The 25,445-nt window shown below is 60.3% G+C and carries 22 protein-coding genes; 9 read left to right on the top strand and 13 right to left on the bottom strand.

All coding sequences use genetic code 11. From position 1 onward, the window contains the following. Positions 1-98 precede the first annotated feature (98 nt). The 10 genes from OS124_RS0104680 to OS124_RS0104620 all read right to left on the bottom strand — a co-directional run bounded on the left by OS124_RS0104680 (position 99) and on the right by OS124_RS0104620 (position 12,969). Entirely contained in the window at positions 99-2,201 is a 2,103-nt protein-coding gene (locus OS124_RS0104680) for an ATP-dependent nuclease (RefSeq protein ID WP_010138199.1), read from the bottom strand. 281 nt (positions 2,202-2,482) lie between these two features. After that, positions 2,483-2,887 carry a single-stranded DNA-binding protein gene (locus OS124_RS0104675; RefSeq protein ID WP_008335991.1) on the bottom strand — a complete coding sequence of 135 codons (405 nt, stop codon included), beginning with the start codon at positions 2,885-2,887 and terminating at the stop codon, positions 2,483-2,485. Positions 2,888-3,639: 752 nt separating this feature from the next. Then, positions 3,640-4,692 carry a hypothetical protein gene (locus tag OS124_RS0104670; protein ID WP_029375175.1) on the bottom strand — a complete coding sequence of 351 codons (1,053 nt, stop codon included), beginning with the start codon at positions 4,690-4,692 and terminating at the stop codon, positions 3,640-3,642. A 254-nt stretch (positions 4,693-4,946) separates the two neighbouring features. Next, positions 4,947-5,111 carry a hypothetical protein gene (locus tag OS124_RS27290; protein ID WP_010138195.1) on the bottom strand — a complete coding sequence of 55 codons (165 nt, stop codon included), beginning with the start codon at positions 5,109-5,111 and terminating at the stop codon, positions 4,947-4,949. 387 nt (positions 5,112-5,498) lie between these two features. Further along, entirely contained in the window at positions 5,499-5,972 is a 474-nt protein-coding gene (locus tag OS124_RS0104660; RefSeq protein ID WP_010138194.1) for a hypothetical protein, read from the bottom strand. A gap of 99 nt (positions 5,973-6,071) precedes the next feature. Next, complete coding sequence (locus OS124_RS0104655) at positions 6,072-8,240, bottom strand: ParB/RepB/Spo0J family partition protein (RefSeq protein WP_010138193.1); 2,169 nt, start codon at positions 8,238-8,240, stop codon at positions 6,072-6,074. Positions 8,241-8,420: 180 nt separating this feature from the next. Then, the gene (gene repC / locus OS124_RS26425; protein ID WP_083834534.1) at positions 8,421-9,632 is read right to left on the bottom strand and encodes a plasmid replication protein RepC; all 1,212 of its coding nucleotides are present in this window, start codon (positions 9,630-9,632) and stop codon (positions 8,421-8,423) included. Positions 9,633-9,846: 214 nt separating this feature from the next. Continuing rightward, positions 9,847-10,776: a plasmid partitioning protein RepB gene (repB, locus tag OS124_RS26420; RefSeq protein WP_010138191.1), complete on the bottom strand. Its 930-nt coding sequence runs from the start codon at positions 10,774-10,776 to the stop codon at positions 9,847-9,849. Next, complete coding sequence (gene repA / locus OS124_RS26415; protein WP_029375172.1) at positions 10,760-11,953, bottom strand: plasmid partitioning protein RepA; 1,194 nt, start codon at positions 11,951-11,953, stop codon at positions 10,760-10,762. Before repA ends, repB begins: the two co-directional genes overlap by 17 nt. Before the next feature lie 134 nt (positions 11,954-12,087). Then, positions 12,088-12,969, bottom strand: coding sequence for a recombinase family protein (locus OS124_RS0104620; RefSeq protein WP_010138187.1), 882 nt, complete (start codon positions 12,967-12,969; stop codon positions 12,088-12,090). 226 nt (positions 12,970-13,195) lie between these two features. On the opposite strand from OS124_RS0104620, the gene OS124_RS0104615 reads away from it, so the two are divergent. After that, positions 13,196-14,275 (top strand): hypothetical protein, encoded by a 1,080-nt coding sequence (locus tag OS124_RS0104615; RefSeq protein ID WP_029375171.1) that lies wholly within the window; start codon positions 13,196-13,198, stop codon positions 14,273-14,275. 327 nt (positions 14,276-14,602) lie between these two features. Here the strand turns inward: OS124_RS0104615 and OS124_RS0104610 are convergent, their stop codons facing one another. Together OS124_RS0104610 and OS124_RS0104605 are read right to left on the bottom strand one after the other, a co-directional pair. After that, on the bottom strand, positions 14,603-15,784 hold the full coding sequence (locus OS124_RS0104610; RefSeq protein WP_009573578.1) for a metal transporter: 1,182 nt from the start codon (positions 15,782-15,784) through the stop codon (positions 14,603-14,605). Then, on the bottom strand, positions 15,781-16,836 hold the full coding sequence (locus tag OS124_RS0104605) for a multicopper oxidase domain-containing protein (RefSeq protein ID WP_237708074.1): 1,056 nt from the start codon (positions 16,834-16,836) through the stop codon (positions 15,781-15,783). Before OS124_RS0104605 ends, OS124_RS0104610 begins: the two co-directional genes overlap by 4 nt. Positions 16,837-17,105: 269 nt before the next feature. Here OS124_RS0104605 and mntR point away from each other — a divergent pair, with 269 nt between their 5' ends. The 7 genes from mntR (at position 17,106) to OS124_RS0104570 (ending at position 22,518) form a co-directional block, all read left to right on the top strand. Further along, on the top strand, positions 17,106-17,558 hold the full coding sequence (gene mntR / locus OS124_RS0104600) for a manganese-binding transcriptional regulator MntR (protein WP_010138184.1): 453 nt from the start codon (positions 17,106-17,108) through the stop codon (positions 17,556-17,558). Positions 17,559-17,682: 124 nt separating this feature from the next. Further along, positions 17,683-18,027 (top strand): hypothetical protein, encoded by a 345-nt coding sequence (locus tag OS124_RS0104595; protein WP_010138183.1) that lies wholly within the window; start codon positions 17,683-17,685, stop codon positions 18,025-18,027. Between the two features lie 136 nt (positions 18,028-18,163). Next, positions 18,164-19,609, top strand: a complete 1,446-nt coding sequence (locus tag OS124_RS0104590) for a multicopper oxidase family protein (RefSeq protein ID WP_029375169.1) — start codon at positions 18,164-18,166, stop codon at positions 19,607-19,609. 17 nt (positions 19,610-19,626) lie between these two features. Next, positions 19,627-20,556: a WD40/YVTN/BNR-like repeat-containing protein gene (locus tag OS124_RS0104585; protein ID WP_237708073.1), complete on the top strand. Its 930-nt coding sequence runs from the start codon at positions 19,627-19,629 to the stop codon at positions 20,554-20,556. Further along, positions 20,556-21,050, top strand: a complete 495-nt coding sequence (locus OS124_RS0104580) for a DUF411 domain-containing protein (RefSeq protein ID WP_009573584.1) — start codon at positions 20,556-20,558, stop codon at positions 21,048-21,050. The genes OS124_RS0104585 and OS124_RS0104580 overlap by 1 nt, the downstream gene beginning before the upstream one ends. Beyond that, positions 21,043-21,564, top strand: a complete 522-nt coding sequence (locus OS124_RS0104575) for a c-type cytochrome (RefSeq protein WP_138919430.1) — start codon at positions 21,043-21,045, stop codon at positions 21,562-21,564. The genes OS124_RS0104580 and OS124_RS0104575 overlap by 8 nt, the downstream gene beginning before the upstream one ends. Before the next feature lie 291 nt (positions 21,565-21,855). Then, positions 21,856-22,518, top strand: coding sequence for a L,D-transpeptidase (locus OS124_RS0104570; RefSeq protein WP_010138179.1), 663 nt, complete (start codon positions 21,856-21,858; stop codon positions 22,516-22,518). 47 nt (positions 22,519-22,565) lie between these two features. On the opposite strand, the gene OS124_RS0104565 is transcribed toward OS124_RS0104570, so the two are convergent. Then, positions 22,566-22,850: a hypothetical protein gene (locus OS124_RS0104565; protein ID WP_010138178.1), complete on the bottom strand. Its 285-nt coding sequence runs from the start codon at positions 22,848-22,850 to the stop codon at positions 22,566-22,568. A gap of 182 nt (positions 22,851-23,032) precedes the next feature. On the opposite strand from OS124_RS0104565, the gene OS124_RS0104560 reads away from it, so the two are divergent. Then, positions 23,033-25,387, top strand: coding sequence for a heavy metal translocating P-type ATPase (locus OS124_RS0104560; RefSeq protein ID WP_010138177.1), 2,355 nt, complete (start codon positions 23,033-23,035; stop codon positions 25,385-25,387). Positions 25,388-25,445: the final 58 nt, after the last annotated feature.

Below are 25,445 nucleotides of genomic sequence, written 5' to 3'. Positions count from 1 at the left end.
TTAAAAAAGTTCGAGCAATACGGGACCAAGCTGGTGTTCATGTTGTTTCGAACCGAAGGTAGCTTTTTTGCACTTACCACGCGCGCCTTCAGGCACCACTACGGTGCGTCTTGCGGCGAGAATGCCTCGAACAACCCGACCCACCGAACCACCACATCCGGCGGGATCGCGTTCAATCCCCGTGTCAGCATCCGTTGTTTGACCTTGATCGACAGCGGCACTTTCCAATGTTCGTCAAGTTGCACGCCCTGCGCCTGTGCCCAGGCTTCGATCTGGCCCACAATTGGCAGGCCTGCCTGCACAACGTCCGCGAACCTAACGTCAGGTTCGCGTTCCATTCGGTCCAGTTCGTCGGCGATGATGTCAAATGGTATCAGGTCTTCGATCTCGGCACGCTCGTAGCCGACATGGGCTGCGACGTTAAGCACCTTGTCCGGGCTTTCCGCATACAGACCCTGAGCCAAGTTGGCGCGCATCTGTCGGCCAGGACCATCGTCGTCGAGCAGCATCATCGGCAGAACTTCGTCGCGACCAGTGAGGATGCTGGCCACTACACGCGCTGTCTTCGTTCCGCCAGAGGGTGGGAAGACCAATTCACGTTTGGGCGTAATTTTCGCGCCGGAGACCAAGAGAGCCTTGATTGCAGTCAGGTAATGCTGATCCGACGGGCCTTCGACCAGCACGGGCCGACAACCAACAAGTAGGCTCTCAGCGACGCTCAGGTTCAGTGCAGAATGGACGGCATACGCCGCGCCCGCCTGCTCATCCCGGCCTTCGCTATGTCGCAGATTTGGTGTCGCCTTCGTGGTGCCGTCCGCCGCTACATAGACTTTACGAGCCCTCTCAAGTCGATCCGCATCGACCAGGAAGGGCGAGTGCGATGTATAGATGATCTGGTTGGTCTGGGACAGACTTTCAAAGAACGCAGAGAGGTCACGTTGGGCAAGCGGGTGCAGCGACACACCTGGTTCGTCGAGGAGGAGCACCGCTTTTTTGTGGTCGCCTCGGCTTTCGACAAGGAAGACAAGATAGAAACTCAGGAACCACTGCAAACCCGTGCTTCGGTTCTCAAGTTCTACCTCAGTTGGACGCCGGTCGTCAGCAACCCAAATACGAAAATGATTTCCGTCCGCCTCAAAACGGAAGCGGTAATCGCCTTGCTTCCACCAATCCCGAAAGCGAGTGGTCAGAGTTGCGCCCGCGGATTGCAGCAGGATTGAGCGCGTCCGTTTTTGCTCCGCGATGGCGGCAATCTCATCTGCGGTTGGCTCTCGATTCTGGCCATTCACCTCTTTGAAGTCACGTCCAAGTTCTAGGATTTCCTTTGCCTCCAACTGTACGAAGCTGAACAGCACCCGCAGCGTTCTCGCCTTTGCGGCTTCTTTCGCCCCCAAATCCTGTCGCACGAGGTTCTCAACAACATGCGGCAGGTAGATTTCTGAATCGAGGTTGCCGTAGTTGGAGTAATAGACAAATGGCGGGATTGCGTTCACGACTACTGCTTCAACGCCTTCGACACGGCCCGGTGGCGGTGTCATCAGCACGCGGAGCTGGTCGCCTAGTTCTGATGCCAGTTGCCTTACCAACGGGACAATAACGCTGGTCTCTGCTGGCTCTTCGGGTATTAGCCCATCGACTGCCTTGATGGCCGCGCGCAATTGAACCGCTCCAAGGTTCTCCGTGTCGGGCAGCGCATCAGAGGTGGCCCTGAGGCCTTGAACCAACTGAGGCTGCAGCTCGGCTTCCTTCTTGAGAGCCTGCGCAGCTTCAACTGCGCCTGCGGCCCCAGTTAGCTTGCCCGCGAGCCACTCCCGCGTAACGGTGGTGATCCGTTGGTGCTTTGGAAATTCGATGTCGTAGTGACCGTCGAAGAAGCGCGTGACGCGGACAGTCTCAGCGATCTCAGCCGAAATACCTGCGGCTTGCGCGATGGCAGCGCCGGAAGTACCCGTATCGAACTCGGCTTCGATGAAGTGATAGTCGCCCGGCGCATTGCGGATTTCTCCGAACATCGTTTTCGGATAGTCAGACGTCGGTTGGATCTCACCGTCTTGGGCAGGCTTGAGCTTCCAAAGTGGCAGCAGCAAATTCGTCTTACCAGACTCATTGACCCCAATCAGCGCTGTCACGTCGTCGGCCTCAAGCCAACCGCTGTCAGACACGGACCGGAAATTGGAAACTCTGAACCTGGACAATTTCATCTGCTGTCACTCCTAATCAGGCGCAATACTACTGGTTGTGTTGCTGCAAAGCAATGCAACACCATGTACCGACATCACCAACAAAAATGAGAGCGCGGAAGGACCGAAGTCGTTAGAAAGATCAAATGATCTTTCTCCATGATGTCCAGTGTCGGCATGCTGAGGTTAGAGGGAGTTTTCGCTTGGTGCAGCATCAGAAAGATGGGCTCCAAACCGCCTCGCGGCAATCCGGCAAACCCGGCGGGGTAACCCGCCGGGCCCGAAGGGGGAGACCCCGTTCCTCAGAACGGGATCTCGTCGTCGCGGTCGACCAGCTCGGGGTTTTCGTTCTCGGCCGACTTCGGGCGGCTCAGGAAGTCGACCTTCTCAGCGATGATCTCGCAGCCGTAGCGGTCGTTCCCCATGCTGTCGATCCACTTGGTGTAGTGGATGCGGCCGTGGACGAGGACCTTCATCCCCTTTTCGCAATGCTCGGCGACCGTCTTGCCGAGACCGTTGAAGCAGGTGATGCGGTGCCATTCGGTGTCCATGACCCGGTAGCCGTTCTCGTCGCGCATCACACGGCCTTCCGAGAGGCGGGGACGCGAGGTGGCGAGGCTGAAGTTGGTGATCTTGGTGCCGCTCTGGGTGGTGCGGACTTCGGGGGTCTGACCGATGTTGCCGGCGAGGATGACGATGTTCTGCATGATAAGCTCCTGTGTTTCCTGTCTTCGGGACCGTCCCTTCGACAAGACCCTGAAAAAGCCCGTCGGGTGACGCGTGCACGGTGGACAACATGGACACCGGACACCCCCAGAGGACCGGGGTGGAGCGGGCAGGACGCCAAAGGCGGCCAACACGGCCCGGACTGACGCGGGGTTGCGCGCAGGAGACCGAACGGGATTAGGGGATTGTCAGTCGAAGGGATGGCCCAGGAGACAGAGAGATGCGGGGAGCCCATGCCAGACCATGTCCCCTTGCCAATCGGACTGTTTGACCCAAAGCCCAGCACCCCACCAGCGGCGCAAGTGTCGATCACCGGCTCTCGCCCTCTTGCCCTTCCCTGCAGGGGAATGCAGGGCCTTGCCGAGACGGGCTATCGATGCCGGAATATTCAGGACAGGAACCGGACCAACGGCTGATTTCGATCTCGGGACATTGTCGCCCAACGCTCTGCAGAAAATGCGGAAGAAAGTCGCCAGGTCAATCTCCACGGTCTCGGATTGGCAGATGGCGAAAGGTTGCACCAAGGCGGAAGCCATCGCCACGGTATGGACCACTTCCGGGCCGAACTGATTGGGAGAGTGGAAACCACTTGTGCGCCGGTATCGTCGGATTTCCGGTACCCTGAGCTTTTGGCGCCGACCTGGTCCGGTCACGGCCGGAAACTAGGGCTGTTCTTCCATGTGGCGGCGATAGATTGACGGCGGACAACATGGCTGCATGGAAAACTCCGGGTTCAGTCTGGGTTGGACGGATCAACTGCGTCCAACTCGAAAATCGTTGCCTCGGGTTTTGGTCCCATCACACGCGTTGGCAGATTAGGCGCAGGCAATTGCCCTCTGTGGTGCCCCTTCACCAACACAACCTTACCGCTGCGATAGCGACGCTCATGTTCGCTCACCCAATGGCGAACAGGGCCGCTTCGCCCGTCCTGGACCTGACGCTCGAACTCAAGGCGAGCCTGCCGCTCCTGCATGTGAGCCGCGGCCTGCGGACCAATGCGGATTGTAAGATGGGATTTCTGCGCGCCTAGAATCCAGAACTTCCCGAACTTTCGAGCGGTCTTTGCATCCTTGGCTGTGTACGTCTCGTTTTCCGTGGGAATGATGCCACCCAAGTCCGGGGAAACCAGCATCGCAAAGAGCGCGTAGGGGATGAACAGATCGTAGCCTGTTTCAACTTGGTGCACCGTTCGCCGACCGTTGATCATTTCCATCGTATCTCCGCTACGCACACGGAAATCGACCATGGAACGGCTCAACTCGACTTCGACGTCGTCATAGTTCAACTCGCCTGTCGGAGCTCGCTTCACGAGCAAAGCGCAGATTGGATCGACGACACGGGAATTCTCGCGGCGATGGAACATCGTGATGCGCAAGTGGCCCTTGTTTCGATCATCGATGAGATAGCCGCGTAGACCGGTGCCTATGGGTTTGTCGTCATGTCTCGTTACAGGTGAAGCCCGTTCAAAGCGCGCGACACCCAGCTCTCGATCGTCAAATTCGACCCAAACAACGTCGGCGGGGAGCTTTACCTCACCCAGAATGGCCATTGCGGGAAGACCGGTTTCCGAAGCCTGTTTGGCGACTGCGTCATGAAGCGTATCGGCATAGGCTGCAGCCAAATGGTCGAGCAGGTATACTTTTGCCTGCTGTAGGGCATCGAGCGCATACTCGCGAAAAAGCCTCAGATCCTCGGACGGCGTAAAGTGCCAAACCAGGTCGTCAGCAGGAGCCGATTTACCCGCAAGCGATGAACCGTATAAGGAAATCAATGATTTGTAGAGCATGCGACGTGACCCGAACCAAATACAACGCAGTGTCCGACGAACCCTGACGATGTTCAAGCTGCATTCATTGCACTACAATTGACCGCTGATGTCTGGGCAAAGCCAGATTGGCTGACGCTCGAGCTTGTTTTCTTAATGCAAAGGCATGCCGACCATCGTCGGCTCATTTTGCCGGTCGGCCGGAACGGTGGACAGGCGAAAGGCCCGGATCGGAGCCTTGCTCCGAACCCGAGCCGTCTTCGACCCCGTGGGCTTCACGCCCACGGGTCGATCTCACCCACCACCTGAACCTCGTCTCCGTCGATTTCATCGGCGGGGACGGCGCCATAGGTTCCATCACCTGCCTGGAAGACGACGATCGAGACCATGAGCGTGGCGGCGAGCGAGGCGGCGAAGGCGTGAGCATCTTTGCGGGACATCTGTTTGGCTCCTGTCTTGGAGGCGGAGGACCATCCCCCGCGCGACAGGACCCCGCAGGCCCGAAGACTGGCTGACATCACCGGGTGCGTTCGGCTCGTCCGAATCCACCCGGCGGCACGGGCATGCCCGTAGTCCGACCCCTCGCGGGTTGATCTCGAAGACGGGATTCGGGGCAAGGAAGGGAATGGCGAGCGGGGGATGGTGCGACCGCTGACTGGAGCCTGGTGTTCCGCTGATGCTTTCGCTGCCAGCCTCCAGGGCAGGCTCTTGGGTGAGATCTCTTTCCGTGATGGATTGGATCCTATGGTGCTCCGCGATTTCGCGGGACAGGGTCGTGATGGGTGAGAGGCCCGCGCTTTGGCGGGCCCCTCGGGTTCTACATAGGCTCAGGCGGCAAGCTCCGCGCCCCCTGCCCTACCAGCGCCTTCTTCGCCGACAATCTCCAGCCGCGCGTTGCGATAGCCTTCTCTGGCGATCCAGAGTTCGGCAGCCGTGACAGACTCGGCCAGGTGGAGCAACTCCGTGCAACCGCCGAAATCCAAAAGGACACGCACCTGCCCGGGCTGTGGTTCCTCAGCGACCTCGAAGGTCAAGGCGCTATCAGCCGAATGTGTCCGCATGATTGTCACGAGTATGACCCCGCCCGAAGAGAAGTTCCCCTCGTGTAGCGTGAACGACGCCGGCGCCGTCCGGGTTGGATAGGGTCGCGGCGGCTCCTTCTTGACGAGACGTCCAACGCCGTTCGAGCGTTCCCAGGCCGCGAGCTTCTTCGTGAACCGCGCAGGCGGTTTCGGACTGTTGTCGGTGTAGCGAATGAGCGCCCCTAGCGGCGCGGTGTCGAGAATGATCGTTGCAGACATGATTCCTCATCCTGAATGCGTCATTTCGCATTCATCTTATTGATATTATTTGGTTTTATGTGATTGAGGGCGGGTTTCCCCGCCCCCGGATGGCGCAGATCACTCCGCGGCCATCATCGATGCCTCATTGCCCGGCAGGTCAGCAGTGAGAAAGGCGGGCAGATCGACATCTTCGGCCTGCTCGGTGCCGGAAACGGGCTCAGACGCCCCCTGCCCTTCCACACCGTCGAGTGCCGCCAGATCGTGACGGCGAAGAACCTCCGGCAACCAGCCGCTGCCTTTCAGCAAACGCTCGGCTTCGGTCGCCATCTCGCCCTTCTTCAGGTGATCGAGGAGTTGCGCCGTCCCCTCCCCTTTCGCCTCGCGCACGGCCTCGAGGATCCGGGCCTTGGGCACGCGGCTGAGGTAGGTATCGACCGTCGGCTCCCAACCCGCCTCGACCATGTCGAGTTCTAGCGCCTGTGCGACCAAGTCGGACTGGGTCATCCGCTTGGTCAGACCGCTGGCGGAGATACCGGCACCATAAGGGTTCACCTTCTCATGGAGCGCGTTGATCCCGAAGCTGAGGCAATGCGCGAGCAGGGCCAGCCGGCTCGCCTGATCGAGGGACGCTAGGTAATCCCAGAGTTCGGCATCGTCGTCGAGCGGCAGGTCGGCCTCCCACTCCGCATGACGATCGTCCACCAGCTTGGCCACCACGCTGTCCTTCAGATCGCTCGCCTGCGCCGACATGTAGACGTGACGCACCGAAGCCTCGAGGCAGCTGCCGGCCGAACTGGACGTCCGGAAGGTGTCATTGACGAGCTTCAGGAGCAGCAGCGTCAACGCGACATCAGGTGAGCGCCCGACAGCTTCGCGCAGTGCCAATGTCCGATGCGCCGTCAACTCCATGACCAGCCGCTCAGGCAAGGGCTTCAACGCACCATCGTCCTCATCGTCGGGCACGTTGGCGCCGAGCGCCTGACCAGCACAGGTGATCACCGTGCCATGGCCGATACCATCCACGTTGCTCGCCGCGGAAAGCTCGGCGCCCTGCCCGCCCATGGCCTGCTCGCCGCTCTGCACGTCGGCGTCTTCCCGTGGCTCATCCTCGGGCCGCACGAAGCCGCGATAAACGGCAAGCTCACCATAGCGACCAAGCGTCACAAAGGCCCCTGCCCGCGCGATCTCCTGATCGTCGAAGATCAACGGCCGGGCCTCGAGCTTCTCCATCGCGACTTCCAACGCGCCAAGACGCGCGTCGATCTCTTCGGGGAACTCATCCTGACCCTCGTATTCCTCTTCAAGCGCCCGGTATTCGGCAAGCAGCTTCGCATGGGCCGCGCCTTCGTCATCTGTCATCGGCGCCGGGTCTCCGCTCAGCCGCCGCAAACCGTGGCTGTAGCCATAGGGCAGGTCGAGCGAGACCTCGATCCATTTCCAACCTTCGGTCGCAATCGCTTCGGCTTCAGACTGAAGCTTCTCGCTGACCAGACGATCGAGCAGAGCAGGGTCTTCCAGCCAGCCGCCGTCATCGCCTTGGAAGAGGTCGTGCAACATGGTGCCGCCAGCAGCCTCATAAACCTCGACGCCGACAAAGGCGGCACGACGGTCTGAGGCGCGCACCGAGGTTTCCGTCAGCATGCGCCGGACCTGATAGGGCTCTTTGTTCCAGGACGACCGGATCGCCTCCCAGACCTGAACCTGGCGCTCGTGATCCGGATTGACCGTGAAGGCCATCAACTGCTCCAGCGTCATTTCATCCTCGGCATAGAGCTCAAGCAGGGCAGGGGCCACGGCGGCGAGTTTCAGGCGCTGTTTGACCACCTGCGGCGTGACGAAGAAAGCGGCCGCGATCTCTTCATCGCCCTGACCCTTCTCCCGAAGCGCCACGAAGGCGCGGAACTGATCGAGCGGATGCAAGGCAGCGCGCTGTATGTTCTCGGCGAGCGAGTCGTCTTCGGCGAGGATCGTGGACTTGGCATCCCGCACGATGCAGGGAATGGGCGTCGTTTTGGCCAAGCGTTTCTGCTTCACGAGGATAGACAGGGCCTGGAAGCGCCGACCGCCAGCGGGGATTTCGAACTTACCGGTCTCGGACCCATCATCCGCCAGAACGGGCCGAACGCTCAGGCTCTGCAGCAACCCGCGGCGGGCGATATCTTCGGCCAGTTCCTCGACCGAGATGCCGGCCTTGATGCGCCGGACGTTGGACTGGCTCAGCACGAGCTTGTCGAAGGGAATGTCCCGGGACGGGGACAGGGTGACTTTCTGGGCAGGTTTCGCCATCAGATCTTCTCCACGACGGGCGCCGGAAGCCACTCTTCCGATCTCATTTCCCGTCATCCCTCAAACCAACAAACCTTTCCCTCTCTTATTCTGACGCTCCCGAGACAGGACCTTAACAGCTGTTAAGTCGTCAGTTCCGATGTGGCGGAACAGTACGCAGTCTCTCAACCTTAACAGCTGTTAAGCTGCAGATCGTCGCCCAATCAATGCCATGACCATCGGCCCACAGGAAAACTCACCGGCCGCAGCTTTGGCAGTTAGAGCTCGCAAGTATCCACCAGGCGATCTGATGTCCTCAAAGCGTTCCAGCATGGCAGAAACAACGATCGACGCTTGCTCCGGACCCATGAACCGCTGCGCTTCTTCCCATGCAGATGCACTGATCCCCATGGCTGGTCGCACATGGCATGCCGCATCGAAAAGCTGGTGCCAATGCCGGATTTCGCCTTGGTAGAAGGTCTTGAGCGAGGGACATGCCGCGATCACCAGGTGCAGCGGGATCTTTGGCAGGTGTCTTGTGTCCTGTTCATCGACGTCAGCCACGGGCTCATCCCTGTCCACATCTGGCACGCCGGCCGCCGCCCCGCTTTTTTCTAAAGCAGGTTCAAGATCTATAGATTCTTTATTTGAATTATGATGGTGACGCTCAGATCGGGCATCATTGGTGTTCATTTCTTCTGTTCCAGAGCCATCAATGATGTTGCGTGCCTGGTCGAGGAGAGCTTCAAGATCGGCTCGATAGGCCACGAGATCCTCAATTGAAAGCTTGCGGCGAAGCGCGCGCGCTGTGAGGATAGCCTTGTCACGAAGCTGGTCCCAGATGCCTAGGCCTGGCTGCATCTCGTCTCCGAACTCCGCGAGAGCCGCGAGATCACGCCGCATGAGGCTTACAACCTCTCTCAGACGCCTGACGCGCTCCTCAGCCTCACGTACGGCCTCTGCGGCCCGTGCTATCTCCTCGGATTGGCAGTAGAGCGGGGAAAGATCGAAGCCAAAGGCGACGCGCTCTTCGCCGTGCTTGCGAACGTAGCGCTTTCCATTGGGGCTATCACGCCGCTGGAGCAAACCAGCATCGACAAGACGCGCGAGGTGACGACGCATCGTGGAGCAGGGCATACCATTCAGGCGCTCACAGATCGCCTTGTTCGAGGGGAAGACTACCATCTCGGCGTTCCCGCCAAGTGCATCGTTTGGAAAGAAGCTGAGGAGCCCCTGCAAAACAGTCAAATCACGTTCTGACACGCCGAAGGCCGCTTGCGCCTTCGAGAGCTCGCGCAGGAGTTCCCACTTGTTGACGGGTCTACCCGGGACAGATGCCTCGGGTCGCTCGATCACGCGCAGATGCGCGTGCGAGATCGGCCGCATAAACGGCGAAATCGGTGTGTAATCCATGAAAACGTTCACGAAGGCAAAATTTCTACGGCCCGCGAATCGCTTTGCGCTTGCGGGGTAGGGGCCAGAACGCTACATTCAGAAGTGCGAAAACTGAGATTTTGTAGCGGGCTGATCCCGGTGCGAAACCTTACAAAGGTCTCGTGAAGCTAGCTTCTCGGGGCCTTTTTCTTTTTTGCCTGTATCGTGCCTCCTTCTTGTTGGTTGCTCTTCCTCAGTCTTCTGAACGCTTCCAGCGCTCATGAAGCTCGGTAATCAGCTTTGAGGCATTGCCCTCCAACCAGCTGACAAATTCAGGTTCATCCGTAGTCAGATCGAGTTTTAGCTGCTTGCCTTGGCGACCGGTCTTGACTGTCGCAGCTCCGACACCGGGGATCGCCAAAGCAGGCGCGCCCTTGCGAGGCGGACTTGCTTTTCTCTCCGCGCTCTTCGCAGCTTCCAGAACTGCGAGAAACGCACGATCAGAAACCTCATCGACCGAGCCGGAACTTTCGGACTTAGCTGTATGAGCTGCGGCTTGCAGTTGGTCTCGATCACCGTCGTAGGCACCCAAGGCCTTTTTGAGTTCTTCCCATCTTGGGCGACCAATCCCAGGAGCTGCACCAATTGCCTGGATGAGTTCCTCGCCGACTGTCCGAACGACACTCAAGAGTTGTGAAACCCCAGCTTCGTGGAGGTTAAGGACTTCGGCGACACCTCGATTGGTGCGCTCAGCCCCTTCCAAATGGTCACCGTCCAGAAGCGCCGTTGCAACAAGCGCACGTTCAATAAAGCTCAGATCACGACGCTCTTGGTTCTCGAGAAGCTGATCTCGAAGCGCTTGATCACCCTCAACTTCCGTGACGATGGCTCGAACTTTGATGCCGAGTTCGCGACATGCTTCTAGGCGCCTGCGGCCATAGATCAGGTTGTAGCGATCGCCTTCCAGTGGGCGGACCAAAACAGGCACCCGCTGACCGTTCTTGGAGATAGAGTTCTTCAGGCCCTCAACTTCAATCTGAAGCCTGTCATCCAACCGTCCTTCGGTAACAATCTGCGCCGGATCGATCTCAAATACACCGCCACGCAGTCGGCGCCCTTCAAGAGCGTCAGGAGCGTTGCGAAGGGTCTGCAGCGGCAGGCCGAGTTTAGGCTTTCTTGCCATTCCGCCCCCATGTGTTCTGGATGATTTCAGCGATCTCATCGTTGACTGCGTTCATGGATTCGATCGCACGATCAAACGTCTGACGCGTGAAGTCCCTTTTGTCAGCTTCGTAGAGCGTTTGCTTGGTCAAGCCGGCATCAGAAATTGCGGTCGATTCAACCATGTGATTGGTAAGGACCGACCTCCCAAACAGCCCGCGAATGAAAGCGATGACTTCGGTTTGTGGCGCGTCGCCGACTTTGTATCGCGTTGGCAAAAAGCGCAGCCAATCGAAGCGCAGATTTGCGCCTGCATCCCTGATCACTCCCAGGAGATCCGCAGTCATTCGCAGGAATTGGGACATCGACATGAGGTCAAGCATCTGCGGGTGAACCGTCACGAGAACACCCGAGGACGCGGAAAGTGCTGACATCGTCAAGAAACCAAGCTGCGGCGGGCAGTCGATCACAACAACGTCGTAGTTTGCTTCAACACTGTCGAGAGCATCATGAACTCTCGCAAAGAACGCCTTCGCTCCTCCTCGCTGGATAGCAGCAGGCGTCTCGTGCTCGAACTCCATGAGTTCAAGGTTGCCCGGGATGAGATCAAGGCCGCGGATGTAGGTCTTGCGGATCACTTCGTCGATCGGAACCGGATCGTCGTAGCGAACGGCATCATAGAGGGTCCCGCCCTCCATAAGGTCAAGTTCCGGCTGGATTCCATGAAGAGCTGAAAGGGATGCTTGAGGGTCGAGATCGATCGCAAGAACCCTGTACCCCTTAAGCGCCAAGCGTTGAGCGAGGTGAGCAGACGTCGTCGTCTTGCCAGAACCGCCCTTGAAGTTCACCACTGAAACGACTTGAAGCTCGTCACCGTCGCGACGTCCAGGCACGTAAGTTCCAGACTTCTTTGCATTTCCTTCAAGGGTCTGACGGATTTCCCATATATCGTCGAGGGTATAGCGGCGATGACTTCCAGCCGTCGTCTCGACGTCAACGATCTTTCCTTCTCGATGAAGCTTACGAAGATAGGTATGATCGACGCCAAGGAGTTCAGCAGCTTCGCCGCTAGTCAAAGTGCGCATCACCTTCTTTGCATCCGGCGGGAAGTGGGCAGCGCGCTGAGCATGCAGGTTCGACGCGAGAAGTTCCGCGTAGTGCCCGATGGCGATGTCTAGATCCTGCTCTACTTCGCTCATGTCTGCCCCGATCCGTGGGCGCGTTTTTTATGTGACCGCGCGTTATTTCTCGAGACTATTGCCCGACCAACCAGATTCGTGCAAGCACTTTCTAGATTTAGTGGCAATCGGTTAGGCCAACACAAGTGTGATCCTCAGAGGAGCCCCAGCTTTTCAGCACGCTCCAGCAGCATTCTGACTGAGGAAGGCTGCCAGCTGGTGCGACCGCGAGGGGTGCGCTCACGCATGGATTCCAGTCGGTCGCAGATTGCCTGCAAGGTGATCTCGGGGTCAGCACCTTTGATTGCGGCGACAATCGCAGGCAGGCGATCGTCGGTATCGCGACGTCCAGCGCGTCCAAGCACTTCAGCGGGCAGGAATCCGTCCGCCACGTATGCCTTCACGGCGCGGAGCAGGCGGCTTTGCGTCCAGCGCCGATCATGGGGCAGGGGGCCATTGATGATCCGCAGGACGTCTTCCCAAGCCATATCGGAGCGCAAACGGCGCACATGGGGCACCCAATCCTGCGCAGTTTCGTTCAAGCGCTCCATGTAGCCGTCCTGTCGCGCCAGCCGCACCTTGCGCAGCGCTTCAGGGTCCTTGGCGCGAAGACCTGGGTTGCCGCCGACGCGGCCCTTTGAGCGTGCCGAGGCAAGTCCGGCTTTGGTACGCTCGCGGATCAGGGCGCGTTCGAACTCAGCCGCAGCGCCCAGAACCTGCAACGTGAACTTGCCCTGGGGCGAGGCAGTGTCGATCGGGTCCTGGAGCGAGCGGAAGAACGCCCCCTTGCCCTCCAGTCTTTCGATCACCTCAAGTAGGTGCGACAAAGACCGCGCAAGCCGGTCGATCCGCACGACGACCAGCGTGTCGCCCTTGCCAATCCGCTCCAGCACACGTGCAAGCACGGGCCGCGCGCGATTGCCGCCCGAGGCGTGCTCTTCAAAGATCTCGGCGCATCCCGCAGACTGCAGTGCCTCAGACTGGGGCAGGGGGGTCTGATCCTCGGTGGAGACGCGCGCATAGCCAATCAGGGGCATGAAACTGGGCCGTTTGCAATTTAATATATCGCCAATAAACGACCGTTTGTAAACAGATGCAAGGGCGCTCTCTGTGGTGCTGCTCATCAAAAACCCCTTGGTTTTCATACGCTGAGCGCGATCAGAGAGATCTCGCAGACCACCGCGCGCGCGTGCTATATAAGGTGTACAGGCGCACCCTGACAAAACACTTGGGTAAACTGCAAAACTGCCGTATTTTGCACATATGAAGCCTCAAGTAACTACGCAGTATGATAGTGTTGATGATCCTCTAGTGGATGCGGAGGGGCTTGAAGTGACGTCTGAGGACGATCTGTGGTTCCTGCCCGGTCCGATGGAAGTGGAGCCGGATTATCTGCCGCCCGGACCGAGGGCAGAGCTGCGTGAAACCGCAGTCCTCGACGACTGGCGGAAGGCAGAGGCAGGCAATGCCGCCCGTCTCGCCCGTGTGGCGGGCCGGATTGGCGCGCTGGATGACCGTCTGCACCGTGGCCCGGAGGGCTGGCGGCATAGGCTCGCGCTGATGGAGGCGGCAGACCTCAGCTGGTTTGTGGGCGACCGAATTGGCCCGGATCGGCTGGCACTCTGGATATCCATGCGCCTGTCGGGTGTGCAGGACGACACCGCAGCACTCGCGCGTGTCGGATGGGCGGTGCGGCGTCTGACAGGCGGTCCCGGCCCAGAGGTGGACCTATCCGCTTTCCTCGATCGCCGTGACCCTGAAAACATGGCCAATGAAGCCGAGCCCTTTGCGGATCGCGCGGTCGGTTGGCTTGACCTGATGGCGCAAGCCGCCGACCTGCACTCGATCACACGCGCCTGCATGGGGTTTCACCTCTGGAACCTTGCGGGCCTCAGGCAACAGGGCGACCGGACGGAAGCAGCGGTTACCGCCGCACGCATTGCCGCGAGCGAAGGCCCGAATTCGAATCGCGGGGCCATCTTTGCGCCTCTGGCTATGCGCGGGGCAGGGGGGCTGCGCGCCAGTGGCCCACCTGCTGAGCGCTTGGAGCGTTGGCTCGAGGGAATGGAAACAGCATGCCTGACCGCGATGCGGCACCTCGACGATATCCAGGCATGGTCAGTGCGGGCGGAAGCCATGATGGCCCCGCTCTCTGGCAGGACACCACCTGCATTGCGCGCTGTGCTGACCGAATGGCCCCTCGTCTCCGCCCCAATGGCCGAGACCCTGACCGGTGCCAGCCGCGGCGCCGTCCAGCGCAACCTTGCTTGGATGGAAACGCGCGACCTGATCCGCGAGGTGACCGGACAAGGGCGTTTCCGCATGTGGCGGGCGATGCCATGAAACACCTCTACAGAAGCACTCGTTTTGGTGCGTAACATCTGTTGATAGTTCAACGGAGGCGCTGAATCGTGACAGAATGAAAATATGAGACAGTCTATTTCGACGCGCGGCTCAGCAATAGTAGTCAGATGGATTTGCAGTGTTTTCACCTATCTGTGGGATCCTCTAGTCGCTCTAGCCTCAAATTCTTCATTTCGAAATCACGAAAGAATAAGTCTCTTGGGCGCACAAACTGGGGCACGAAAATTGCGATCTCCCCGTGGACAGACGGGGTCAGTTTATAGAGTTGGGCGACCGCCCCATGAAGCCGAAACAGCCGATCACCGCTCAGATCTTGATCAATGCCGCCGTCGCGTACATGAAGGCGATGCCGCCCAGAAACCCGACCAGTACGGCTGGTGACATCAGCGCCGCCTGCCTGTCGGCGTTTTGACGTACAAGGTAGGCGCTGACCTCGACCATGACTTGCAGGATAGCACCCGCTCCGACGGCGAGTGCCAATGCCGACCATTGCGGCGCATAGGCAAGGCTGCCCGCCCACATTCCGAGGATGGCCGGGCCACCGGCGAGCAGGGTCAGGGCGGCAAACGTCCAAAGCGTTGGCCGGGCACGAAGCATCGGGGCGGCGATGCCGATGCCCTCGGTGACATTGTGCAAGGCAAAGCCTAGGACGAGGAAAGTGCCAAGCCCTGCCGATCCTGCGGCGAATGCACCGCCGATCGCCAACCCTTCACCGAAGTTGTGCAGCCCTATCCCGAGGGCGATGTAGAACGCCAGCGCAATGCCCTCCGGGTTGCCGCGCCAGCGCCCGATCGCCATCAGCAAAAGGAAGCTTGCCAGCGCCGCGAGCCAGACCATGGCGGAGCCCTGGAATATTGCGGCCGCTTCTGCCGACAGCTCCATTGCTTCGGATAGGGTGTCGATCAGCAAGAAGGCCAGCAACCCAACCGTCAGTGCCAGCAGAAAGTTCATCCCGCTTCGCCCGACGCCCTTCATGGCCGGATAGAACATCAGGCCAAGCGCCACCGGCAACAAGCCGACGATCGCCCCGATCACCGCCTGAAGTCGAAGTTGACCCCAGGTGGGACTTGGCGTCGAGACGGCGACCCCGATCTCATGCCCGAAGGTCGCGCCCGTGTTGGTCAGCAGGTTGACGTGATGGGCCTCGCCGAGAACCCACGGATAGGGAATTCGTAACCAGACCGCTTCGCCGCGGGCAATCGGCCCCGCGGGCTCCTGCGTGAAGGTCCAGTAGGCGTCGTCCACTGCGACCTGCGCGACCACCATTGCTTCCGATCCGCCGGCGCGCACACTGAGCGAAATCCCCGACCCATCGAGGATCGTCCGTTCGACCGTCAACGCCTCGACCGGGGGCGCGCCATTGTTGAAGCCGCGCAGCGGATCGAGCGAGGCAATCCACACGAAAGCCCCCAGCATGACGGCCAGCGGCACGAGAACGAGAAGCAGGCGGGTCATTGGCGGGCGGCTTTGTTCGGTCTGATCGGTCATGCTCCGGCCTCCCGCACGTCAAAAAATCCCATCCAGCCTAGTTCGGTGAACTCGGCCTGATGGGCATGGAACATGTACAATCCATCCTCGTGGTCAGCGAAACTGAACTCGAGGATGCCGCGCTGCGCCTGACACTGCATGATCACATCGACCGTGCGCAGGGTCGGCGTGAGTTGCGAACCGGTCTCGTAGTAGTCGAAGAAATTGCCGTGCAGATGGAACGAGTTGATCGGGTCGAACTCGGTCGCATTCATGAGGTAGATACGGACCGGGCGCGACTTGTCGATCCGGATAGGCGCGTTCATGTAAGCTTGGCCGACCGTATTGACGGCATAGACCTCGTTCTCGCCGTCGAAATTGGTGTCAAAGCCGTTCATCACCATCGCCAGTTCCTGCCATTCGGCGTTTTCCGGGCTGCCCAGCACGCGCGACGCGGCGATTGCCGCAAGTTCGGGGTGGCGCGCCGGATCAGGGTCGACCACGAAAAGTCCGTACATGCCCTTATGCATGTGCCGTTTCAGCGGCAGGGCATGGCAGTGATAGAGATGACAGCCGAAGGGCTTGGCATCGAACTCATAGACGAACTCCTCACCCGGATCGATCAGCCCGGCGCCTTGAACGCCGTCCATCCGCGCCGAGTGAATGCCGTGAAAATGCATGGAATGCGGGTGTGAACCGAGGTTGCGAAAGACGATCCGTAGCCGTTCGCCTTCTTTGGCGCGCAGGGCGGGGCCGGGAACGCGGCCGTTGAACGTCCAGGCGGGAAAGAAAACGCCGGGAGCGATCTCGATCTCCACGTCGATGACGTCCACCTCAAACGTTCGTAACGTGCGCCCATCCGGCAGAACTTCGGTCTGGCCTGTCTCCCAGTCGGTCAGCATGGCCGTCGGGTCGAACCCGTTCCGGGCGTGGTCGACCTGGCCGACCATCGTCATGTTGCCATGCGCCATGCCACTGTCATGGGCCGAATACGGATCGACCGCCCCGCCGGGCATCGCATGCCCCGCCATCGGGTCGGGCGTTGCCTGGGATTGCGCGCGGCTCGCGGCCACGGCCGCTCCGCCGGCAGCCACTAGACCGCCGACCAACAACGCGCGTCGCGACGCCGATACTGGCTCCGTGACCATCGCAGGTGGCGCTGTGGGCCGAGATGTCTCCACGGCGGACGACACATCGCGCCCTCGCTTGCTGGTATCGGCAGGCATGGACGTGGTCCCTTCAAATGACACGCAGGCCAAAGTCCCGGCGCAAAAAGTTAGCTTCGGCTAATAATCATCGCTTAGGCTTTACGAGTCAATCCCGATCGTGCGAGGGTGGCGGCATGACGAACGATGAGAACCATGAATCAACGCAGGCAGAGGCGCGCGCGGTTGAAACCCGCGCCGAGGCCTTCATCGGTGTGCGCGAAGCGCGGCGCAGCGAAGTGGCGGAAGACTATGTCGAATTGATCGCTGAGCTGATCCACGAGAACGGCGAAGCCCGACCGGTCGATATCGCGGCCCGGATGGGCGTTACCGCGCCGACGGTCGCCAAAACCCTCGGCCGTCTGGCGCGGGACGGCCTGATCACTCGCGCGAAATACCGTTCGGTCTTTCTGACCGAGGAAGGCCGGGCGCTTGCCAAGGAATGCAGACACCGCCACGAGATCGTCTTGCGGTTTCTCCTGAGCCTCGGGCTCGACCCCGAGACGGCTGAACGCGACGCGGAAGGGATCGAGCATCATGTGAGCGAGCGCACGCTTGCCCTGTTCGCGGCGTTTGCCCAGCGGTCATAGGCAGGTGGTTGCCGCTGCAACAAGTCGGTTGGCCGAGGATTTGAACGAGTCAATTTTTGGATGTTCCAAGAAACGTGATTTTGTGCCGCTGGCATTCGGATCGCGCGGGTAGTAGATCAAGATCATGAGACGTTGGGCCCGCCTTATCGGCATTCTTTCTCTGGTGGCTATTGCCATCGGCGCGGTCGCGCAGTCTGCGGGCTCAAATGCCATGGCCTCGTCAATGGTCTCCACGGACGGCGGCATGATGGCGATGGACGATTGTGATGCCTGCGGCAGCTTGGAAGACGGTAAGATGGGTTCCGTCTGTGATTTTGTGTGCAATGCCGCGGGAATGGTCGCTCTTCTTTCGATTCCGGCTGGTACCAGCCCGATCGCTGCCGCCGCGGCCCATGAAATCCAGCCAATGGACGCTCCGCACGGAATATCTGGCCCCCCGGCCAAGCAACCTCCTCGGGTCTACCTCTGATCTGACACACGGCGCCTGATTGCGCTTCGTGTGTTTCCCCGTGCCGGACGCCCTCAAATGGGCGTTTGCGCGGATCCATGAACGTCGCCACGCAATTGCTTTGGCGGCGTACAGTGAAATCAGAGAGTGTTCATCCATGTCCTACCAAATCAATTCCCTTTTCAGTCGCCGATCATTTCTTGCAACGTCCTTGGCGGGTATCGGCGCCACGGCTTTCGGAAAGCCCCTGCGCGCCGAGCCGCAAATCCGCAGCTTTTCGCTGCGCCCCGCGCCGGGACAGGCAAGGCTGGTCCCAGAACCTTATCCCGCAACCCCCGTTTGGGGCTTCAACGGTCAGGTTCCCGGCCCGGAGCTACGGGTTCGGCAAGGCGATCGGCTGCGCATCGTCGTCACAAACGGTCTGGACGAGGAAACCACCGTCCATTGGCACGGACTTCGTCTGCCGAACGCGATGGATGGGGTTCCACACCTGACGCAGAAGCCGATCGCACCCAGAGAAACCTTTATCTACGAGTTCGACGCGATCGATGCCGGGACCTTCTGGTATCACCCCCACCAGCGCAGTTTCGAGCAGGTCGGACGTGGGCTGGCCGGACCGCTCATCATTGACGAATCCAACCCGCCGCGGGTCGATCGCGATGTCACCTGGCTGCTTGACGACTGGCGGCTGACGCAAGACGCGGCGATTGCGGATGACTTCGGCGCAGCCATGGACATGAGCCATGCGGGCCGTCTGGGCAATACTGTCACGATAAATGGGCGTGTTCCCGATGTCTTCGTGGTGCGGCAAGGCGAACGTATCCGGTTGCGGCTGATCAATGCCGCGAACGCCCGCATCTTCGCGCTCGACTTCGGCGACCTTTCCGCGCGCATCATTGCGCTCGACGGCCAGCCGATCACCCCGCACGCCGCGCCTGACGGTGTCGTGGTTCTGGGCCCGGCGATGCGTGCCGACATAATGCTCGATTGCCCTGCCGACCCGGGAACCACGCTTCCAATCGTCGACCGCGCCTATCGCGATAATGAATTCAACCTGCTGGATGTCGTCTTTGACGACACGCCCTTGCGTGCCGCGCCGCCGGAATGGGAAATTGCCCTTCCAGCCAATCCGCTTGTCGAACCTGATCTGAACGCGGCCCGTCGTCACGAAATCCTGTTCACCGGGGGCATGATGGGAGCAATGGTCGAGCGCCAGATGGGCCTGAGCCAGTCAGGCAGCATGATGGGCGGAATGATGGGTGGCGTTGTGGGCGGCGGCATGTGGTTCGTCAATGGCGTTGCGGCCGAAGGGCACATGCTCGATCCCTTCCTGACATTGGAGCGCGACGCGAGCCATGTCCTCCACATGACGAACGCCACGGCGTTCGACCATCCGATCCACCTGCACGGCCACTCCTTCCGCGTCATCAGCCGCGATGGCGTTCGGACCGAATTCCGTGAATGGCAGGACACCGTGCTGATCGCGCCGCGCGAGCAGGTCGAAATCGCCCTGGTCGCCGACAATCCCGGAGACTGGATGTTCCATTGCCACATCCTCGAGCACCAGGCGGCCGGGATGATGGGCGTGATCCGCGTGGCATGAGCAGGGGAGCATGCAGATTGAAGTCGATTGAGATTGAATTTCGGCCAAACCGGCGCAAGGTACTCACCGCGGCACTCACTATCGGCGTCGCTTCGATGTTGCCGGGGTTCGCACTCGCGGCGAGCGATGGTGATCCAGCGGCACTTGCCTTTGATGGTGATACCATCCTGCTGGCGAGAGGAGGGCTGTTCGTCAGTGATAATGGCGGCCGGACTTGGACCGCGGCAGAGACACCCGGAAAAGTGCTGTCGCTGGCGACCCATCGCGACCGGCCCGGACTTGTGGTTGCGGGGCTGGCCGAGGGCGGTGTCAGCATTTCCGAAGACGGGGGCGCTTCGTGGCGTATCTTTGAAGCTAGGCTGCCTGACGGAGAAATCACTGCCGTTGCTATCGCCTCGCGGAACCCGGACATGATCTATGCCTCGCTTCGCGGCGACGGGTTGTGGAAGAGCGAAGACGCCGGTGCAACCTGGTCGCTCGCCATGGACCGCCCCTGGCTCGACGACGCAGAGCGCGATCCTCTTGCTCTGGCTTCGGTCGAGCTTGAAACCGGCATGGGCGGGATCTGGATCTATGCGGGCACCGAAGTTGGCCTAACGCGGGTGCCCGATTGCTTTTGTCGCTGGCAGGACGTGCAGCCAGGCAACGCGATGGACGCATTGGTTGCGGGTGAAGCCCCACCGTCCGAAGCGCCATTGCCTGGAGGTGAACCGATCCTGTCGCTGGCCAGTGCCCCCTCGGCGCCGGAAGTGATGTACGCCGCGCTGCCCTCGGGCCTCTGGGCATCGCAGGACGGCGGAGTCATCTGGCAAAAGCGGGCCAGCAAAGCTGCGACCGCTGTTGCGGTTCATCCAAGAGACGAGACCTACATCGCTGCCCTGTTGGGCGGCATCTTGAAAATCAGCCGTGACGGCGGCGCAACCTGGATCGAAACAGGAGAACAATGATGGAGAAAATGATGCAGAGAAGAAACGCGCTTGGCCTGATTGGCAGCGGCATTGTCGGAATGGTGGGCCTGTCCACATCGGCCTGGGCGCAAGCGACAGGCGATATGGCGTCCGATTTGGCGGGCAACGAAAGGCAGATCACCATCTGGCGCGATCCGGGCTGCGGCTGCTGTGATGCCTATGGGGATTATCTCGAAGAACACGGCTTTACCGTTACGCGTGTGGATGACCGCGACTTCGACAAACGCTCGGTCGAAGTCGGTGTGCCCGCCCAGGGCATCGGCTGCCACCTGGCCGAGATCGACGGCTACTATGTCAGCGGTCTCGTCCCCGTCGACATCATCGATCGGCTGCTGGAAACCCGTCCGGCGATAACGGGTATCACCTTGCCGGGAATGCCCGCGAACGCGCCGGGCATGGCTGCGGTCAAGTCAGGCACGCTAAGGACCTACGCCTTTGGCCCAGACGGAATTTCAATTTATGCCGATGAATAAAGGGCCGAAAGATCGATCGGCGAAGTGTACGGTCAGGCGGTCAGTGCACCTCGCTGCCCTAGTGTCCGCGCTCGCGACCACCGGCGTTGTGGTGCTGGCCCAATCGGAACCGGTTGACCCGCGTGTCGAGGGACTGACGTTTTTGGGAGAGCCCGTGCTTGCATCCCAGGTCATGGCAGGGCAACAGCTTTATGCGGACAACTGCGCCAGTTGCCATGGTGCCAGCCTCGAGGGTCAGCCCGATTGGCGTCGTCGTCTTGACACAGGAAGAATGCCGGCCCCGCCGCATGATGACTCAGGCCACACTTGGCACCATTCAGACCGCATGCTTTTTCAGATCACTAAAGGCGGGGTCGGGGCCGTCGTGCCGGGATACGAGAGCGACATGCCGGCCTTCGGAGAGGATCTGACAGACGCAGAGATCGCGGCTATCCTCGTCTACATCAAGAGCACCTGGCCTGAGCGGCAACGTGAGTTCCAAGCCGAAGTTTCGGCCAATGACACGGGCGGGTGAAGATCGACAGGGTGTCAGGATAGTATCTTTCGACCAAAACCGATCCACCGGGGGACCAATTCGGCAAATCTGTCCTACTCCGCCCCCTGACTCCCGCTTTACCACGCTAATTCGGACCTGACCTGGTTGGCCGTTAACCCGCCCGCAAGGCAAGCATGTGCTACCAGGGTCGCGTGCATGCGTTCACGAAAATTTACCCTTGAACCTCTAGCCACTAGAAGTCCTATCTAGTCGACGAGAATTTATATCGTTCTTGCCATTGATCGCCGGTGGGAACCGAAAGGGTACGACATGCTGACAAGACGACACTTTATTCAAACGACAACAGCGCTCTTTTCGGCGACTGTGGCCAACCCTGTGTTTGCCGATAGCTGGCCCACCGAGGCGCAGAAGGCTGAATGGGACGCGCAAGTCAGCCCGCCCGGCTTCGATCCGGCCACGTCAAACCCTTGGGGACTACACCCACGTTTCTTGCCTCAGCGTGTGGACGCGAAGGACGGCCTCGTGCCGGGAGACATCCATGTCGATGCGGTCGCGCGGTATCTCTACCACATTGAGGAGGGTGGAACCGCGATGCGCTACGGCGTGGCGATCGCGCGGGGCAACCTCTACGAGCCGGGTGTTTATAACATCAAGCGCAAGGTCAGGTGGCCGCACTGGACGCCAACACAAAACATGATCGAACGCGATCCCGTGAACGCACAATGGGCCGATGGGATGGAACCAGGGCCGGAAAACGCTCTCGGGTCACGGGCGCTCTATCTCTATGTCGGTGATCGCGACACCTATCTTCGGATACACGGCACACCCTACCCGAGAAGCATCGGCGGTCGTGCGAGTTCGGGTTGCGTGCGGATGGTTATGGCACACATCAACGAGCTTTATCCGAACGTCGAGATCGGATCGACAGCACATCTTTATTCGGCTGAGGACAGCGTTACCGCGAGAAGTTGAATGAGGTAATTAACTCTCAGCGCATTGATGTGACGTGCGGGTCGTCGTCACACTTCCCGCGCGACGCAGATAGGGTTGCCGTTCGCCGTGCGCAGCGGCAGCAAGGTCGTTTCAACGGGGCCGCTGTGTTCGTACCAGTAGCACCCGTCCTCGGGCACCAAGCGCGCGGTTGCAACATCCTGATCCGGGGCAGCCATTGCAATCACAGCTTCGGGAACGTTGCCCCGCCGGTCTGCCGAGTCGCCCGGTCCAGTCGGCTGGATTGCGCACCCGGCCGTAAGAGACAGCGCCACTGCAACAATTATTTTTTGCTTCAGCATCAAAACCCGCATCAAGCTTCCTTTCGTGTCTGTTTTTCTTTGCATCGGCTTTTCATGCCTCAAGGCGTGATGGAGCCGGTCGCCGCATCCTCTAGCAATAAAACAAACTGAAATACCACCGTATTTTGCTCTTGAAGCTCTAGCTACTGTAGGGGTTATGTCATGGTAAAGCACCCGAATCCAGAGGTCCATTCATGCCGTCCGACACCCATCGTCACGACCACGATCACGCCGAAGATGCCCAGACAAGCGGCGGCAGCTGCTGCGGGGGCGCCGGAACGTGCGGCGACATCGTTCCGACGACGCCCGCGCCATCGGGCGGGCGCAGTTTTCAGGTATCCGGCCTCGATTGTGCCGAGGAGGTAGCAATCCTGAACAAGGTGGTCGGTCCGAAGATCGGCGGAGCCGAGCATCTCGCGTTCGACGTGATCAATGGACGGATGACTATTCTCGACAGCGCCAGCAGTGTATCGGACGGCGAAATTGCAGAACTGGTCGCAAGCACCGGCATGACCGCCAAGCCCTGGGATGCCGAAAACGCGTCGGTCGACCAGGCGGCCCATCTTGCACGACAGCGGCTGTTTACGGCGCTCAGTGGCGGCTTCTGGGCCGCGGGTTTTCTGTGGCACATCATCGAGACCGGCATGGGCGGGGCGCTCGGCCTCTTCGCGGGTCACGGCGAAGCGCCGATGCCACTGGTCGAGGCAGGGCTATTCGCGGTTGCGATCCTGTTCGGTGTCTGGCTCGTGGCACCCAAGGCATGGTCGTCCGCTCGGCGGCTGTCGCCCGACATGAACCTGCTCATGGTGGTCGCCGTGGCCGGTGCCATCGGGCTTGGCGAATTTTTCGAGGCGGCGACGGTCGCGTTCTTCTTCTCGCTCTCGCTTTATCTCGAGAGCTGGAGCGTCGGGCGTGCGAGGAATGCGGTTTCAGCTCTGCTCGACCTCGCGCCGCCGACGGCAAGAGTTCTTTATGATGACGGCTCGGAAGCAGACGTTCCGGCTTCTGCGGTTGCTATCAACGCACGTTTCGTCGTGCGCGGCGGAGACCGCATCCCATTGGATGGTGAGGTTGTCGATGGGGTAGGGGCCGTCGATCAGGCGCCAATCACCGGAGAGAGTGCGCTGGTCCCAAAGGAACGGGGCGACGAAGTCTATGCCGGTACGATCAACGGCGAAGGCACACTGACGGTGCGCGCCACGAAGGCCGCATCGGACACCGTGTTGGCCAAGATCATCCGCATGGTCGGTGACGCCCATGCCCGCCGCGCGCCGGTGGAGCAGTGGGTGGCGAAGTTCGCCCGCATCTACACGCCTATCGTCATGGCGCTCGCCATCGCAATTGCCCTGCTGCCGCCGCTCATTTTCGGTGGGGCCTGGGATTATTGGTTCTACAATGCACTCGTGCTGCTGGTGATCGCTTGCCCATGTGCTCTGGTCATCTCGACCCCTGTCTCCATCGTCGCAGCGCTCACCGCTTCGGCGCGGGCGGGCGTACTCATCAAGGGTGGTGCCTATGTCGAGGCACCGGGTCGGACCACCGCGCTGGCCATGGACAAGACCGGCACAATCACAATGGGCGAGCCCGAAGTGGCGGCTGTGCATCCGCTGGGCGGGGCTTCGGCGCAAGATCTGATGACCCTCGCCGCTGGGCTGGAGGCACGTTCCTCGCATCCCTTGGCGCGCGCCATTCTCGCGCGGGCAGAAGCCGACGGCATCAAGGTGTCCGCCGCGGAAGATACCCGAACCGTTCCCGGTAGGGGACTTGAAGGACACACAGACGGCCGGTCGATCTGGTTAGGGTCGGACCGGTTTGCCGAGGAGAAGGGTTTCGGCGACGCCATTCCGAAGGATTTGCGCGACCGCATCGAAGGGGCTGGCAGCACCCTTGTTGCCGTGGGCGACGACACCGGCGTCACCGGCATCTTGGAATTGCGCGACCGTATCCGCCCCGATGCCAAGGGCATCGTGGCAAAGCTCCACGCGCAGGGCGTGAAGACCATCGTCATGCTGACGGGCGACAACGAGCGGACAGCGCGCGCTGTTGCAGCCGAGGTCGGCATCGACGAGGTCCGTGCCGAGCTTCTGCCCGAAAACAAGGTGACAGCCATCGAAGAACTGGTCGAAACGCATGACATGGTGGCCATGATCGGCGACGGGGTGAACGACGCCCCCGCCATGGCACGTGCGCATTACGCCATCGCGATGGGTGCTGTTGGTTCGGACGCGGCAATCGAGACGGCTGATATTGCCCTGATGACCGACGACCTCGGGAAGGTGCCTTGGCTGATCGGTCATTCGCGCCGGACAATGTCGATTATCCATCAGAACATCGGTATTTCCTTGGCGACCAAGGGCGTTTTCGTCGTCGCTACTGCGTTCGGAGTGGCATCGATGTGGGGCGCTATTGCAGCCGACGTAGGAGTGTCATTGCTGGTGGTGACCAACGCCCTGCGCCTGCTTAACAGCCAAGAGGCCAAGGCGCCGCCGTCCGGCGGTGAACAGGTTGGTCCACAGATGACAAAAGCCGCGCTTGCCCACGGACATTGATCAGGCAGCATTTGCAAGGTAACGTAATGTCCATATCAGACCTCACGAAAGAGGCATC

This window comes from Oceanicola sp. S124 (assembly GCF_000220565.1).
In the GTDB taxonomy this organism is placed as follows: Bacteria; Pseudomonadota; Alphaproteobacteria; order Rhodobacterales; family Rhodobacteraceae; genus Pseudooceanicola.
The sequence above is the reverse complement of the archived record's forward strand: the minus strand, read 5'-3'. Positions and strand labels throughout refer to the sequence as shown.

What these genes read in the sequence shown, in the direction of transcription:
- mntR (WP_010138184.1), top strand. Translation starts at nt 17,106, where the DNA reads ATGACGAACGATGAGAACCATGAATCAACGCAGGCAGAGGCGCGCGCG.
- OS124_RS0104675 (WP_008335991.1), bottom strand. Translation starts at nt 2,887, where the DNA reads ATGCAGAACATCGTCATCCTCGCCGGCAACATCGGTCAGACCCCCGAA.
- OS124_RS0104580 (WP_009573584.1), top strand. Translation starts at nt 20,556, where the DNA reads ATGGAGAAAATGATGCAGAGAAGAAACGCGCTTGGCCTGATTGGCAGC.
- OS124_RS0104560 (WP_010138177.1), top strand. Translation starts at nt 23,033, where the DNA reads ATGCCGTCCGACACCCATCGTCACGACCACGATCACGCCGAAGATGCC.
- OS124_RS0104575 (WP_138919430.1), top strand. Translation starts at nt 21,043, where the DNA reads ATGAATAAAGGGCCGAAAGATCGATCGGCGAAGTGTACGGTCAGGCGG.
- OS124_RS0104655 (WP_010138193.1), bottom strand. Translation starts at nt 8,240, where the DNA reads ATGGCGAAACCTGCCCAGAAAGTCACCCTGTCCCCGTCCCGGGACATT.
- OS124_RS0104680 (WP_010138199.1), bottom strand. Translation starts at nt 2,201, where the DNA reads ATGAAATTGTCCAGGTTCAGAGTTTCCAATTTCCGGTCCGTGTCTGAC.
- OS124_RS0104590 (WP_029375169.1), top strand. Translation starts at nt 18,164, where the DNA reads ATGTCCTACCAAATCAATTCCCTTTTCAGTCGCCGATCATTTCTTGCA.
- repC (WP_083834534.1), bottom strand. Translation starts at nt 9,632, where the DNA reads ATGGATTACACACCGATTTCGCCGTTTATGCGGCCGATCTCGCACGCG.
- repB (WP_010138191.1), bottom strand. Translation starts at nt 10,776, where the DNA reads ATGGCAAGAAAGCCTAAACTCGGCCTGCCGCTGCAGACCCTTCGCAAC.
- OS124_RS0104610 (WP_009573578.1), bottom strand. Translation starts at nt 15,784, where the DNA reads ATGACCGATCAGACCGAACAAAGCCGCCCGCCAATGACCCGCCTGCTT.
- OS124_RS0104615 (WP_029375171.1), top strand. Translation starts at nt 13,196, where the DNA reads ATGAAGCCTCAAGTAACTACGCAGTATGATAGTGTTGATGATCCTCTA.
- OS124_RS27290 (WP_010138195.1), bottom strand. Translation starts at nt 5,111, where the DNA reads ATGTCCCGCAAAGATGCTCACGCCTTCGCCGCCTCGCTCGCCGCCACG.
- OS124_RS0104565 (WP_010138178.1), bottom strand. Translation starts at nt 22,850, where the DNA reads ATGCGGGTTTTGATGCTGAAGCAAAAAATAATTGTTGCAGTGGCGCTG.
- OS124_RS0104620 (WP_010138187.1), bottom strand. Translation starts at nt 12,969, where the DNA reads ATGCCCCTGATTGGCTATGCGCGCGTCTCCACCGAGGATCAGACCCCC.
- repA (WP_029375172.1), bottom strand. Translation starts at nt 11,953, where the DNA reads ATGAGCGAAGTAGAGCAGGATCTAGACATCGCCATCGGGCACTACGCG.
- OS124_RS0104670 (WP_029375175.1), bottom strand. Translation starts at nt 4,692, where the DNA reads ATGCTCTACAAATCATTGATTTCCTTATACGGTTCATCGCTTGCGGGT.
- OS124_RS0104595 (WP_010138183.1), top strand. Translation starts at nt 17,683, where the DNA reads ATGAGACGTTGGGCCCGCCTTATCGGCATTCTTTCTCTGGTGGCTATT.
- OS124_RS0104660 (WP_010138194.1), bottom strand. Translation starts at nt 5,972, where the DNA reads ATGTCTGCAACGATCATTCTCGACACCGCGCCGCTAGGGGCGCTCATT.
- OS124_RS0104570 (WP_010138179.1), top strand. Translation starts at nt 21,856, where the DNA reads ATGCTGACAAGACGACACTTTATTCAAACGACAACAGCGCTCTTTTCG.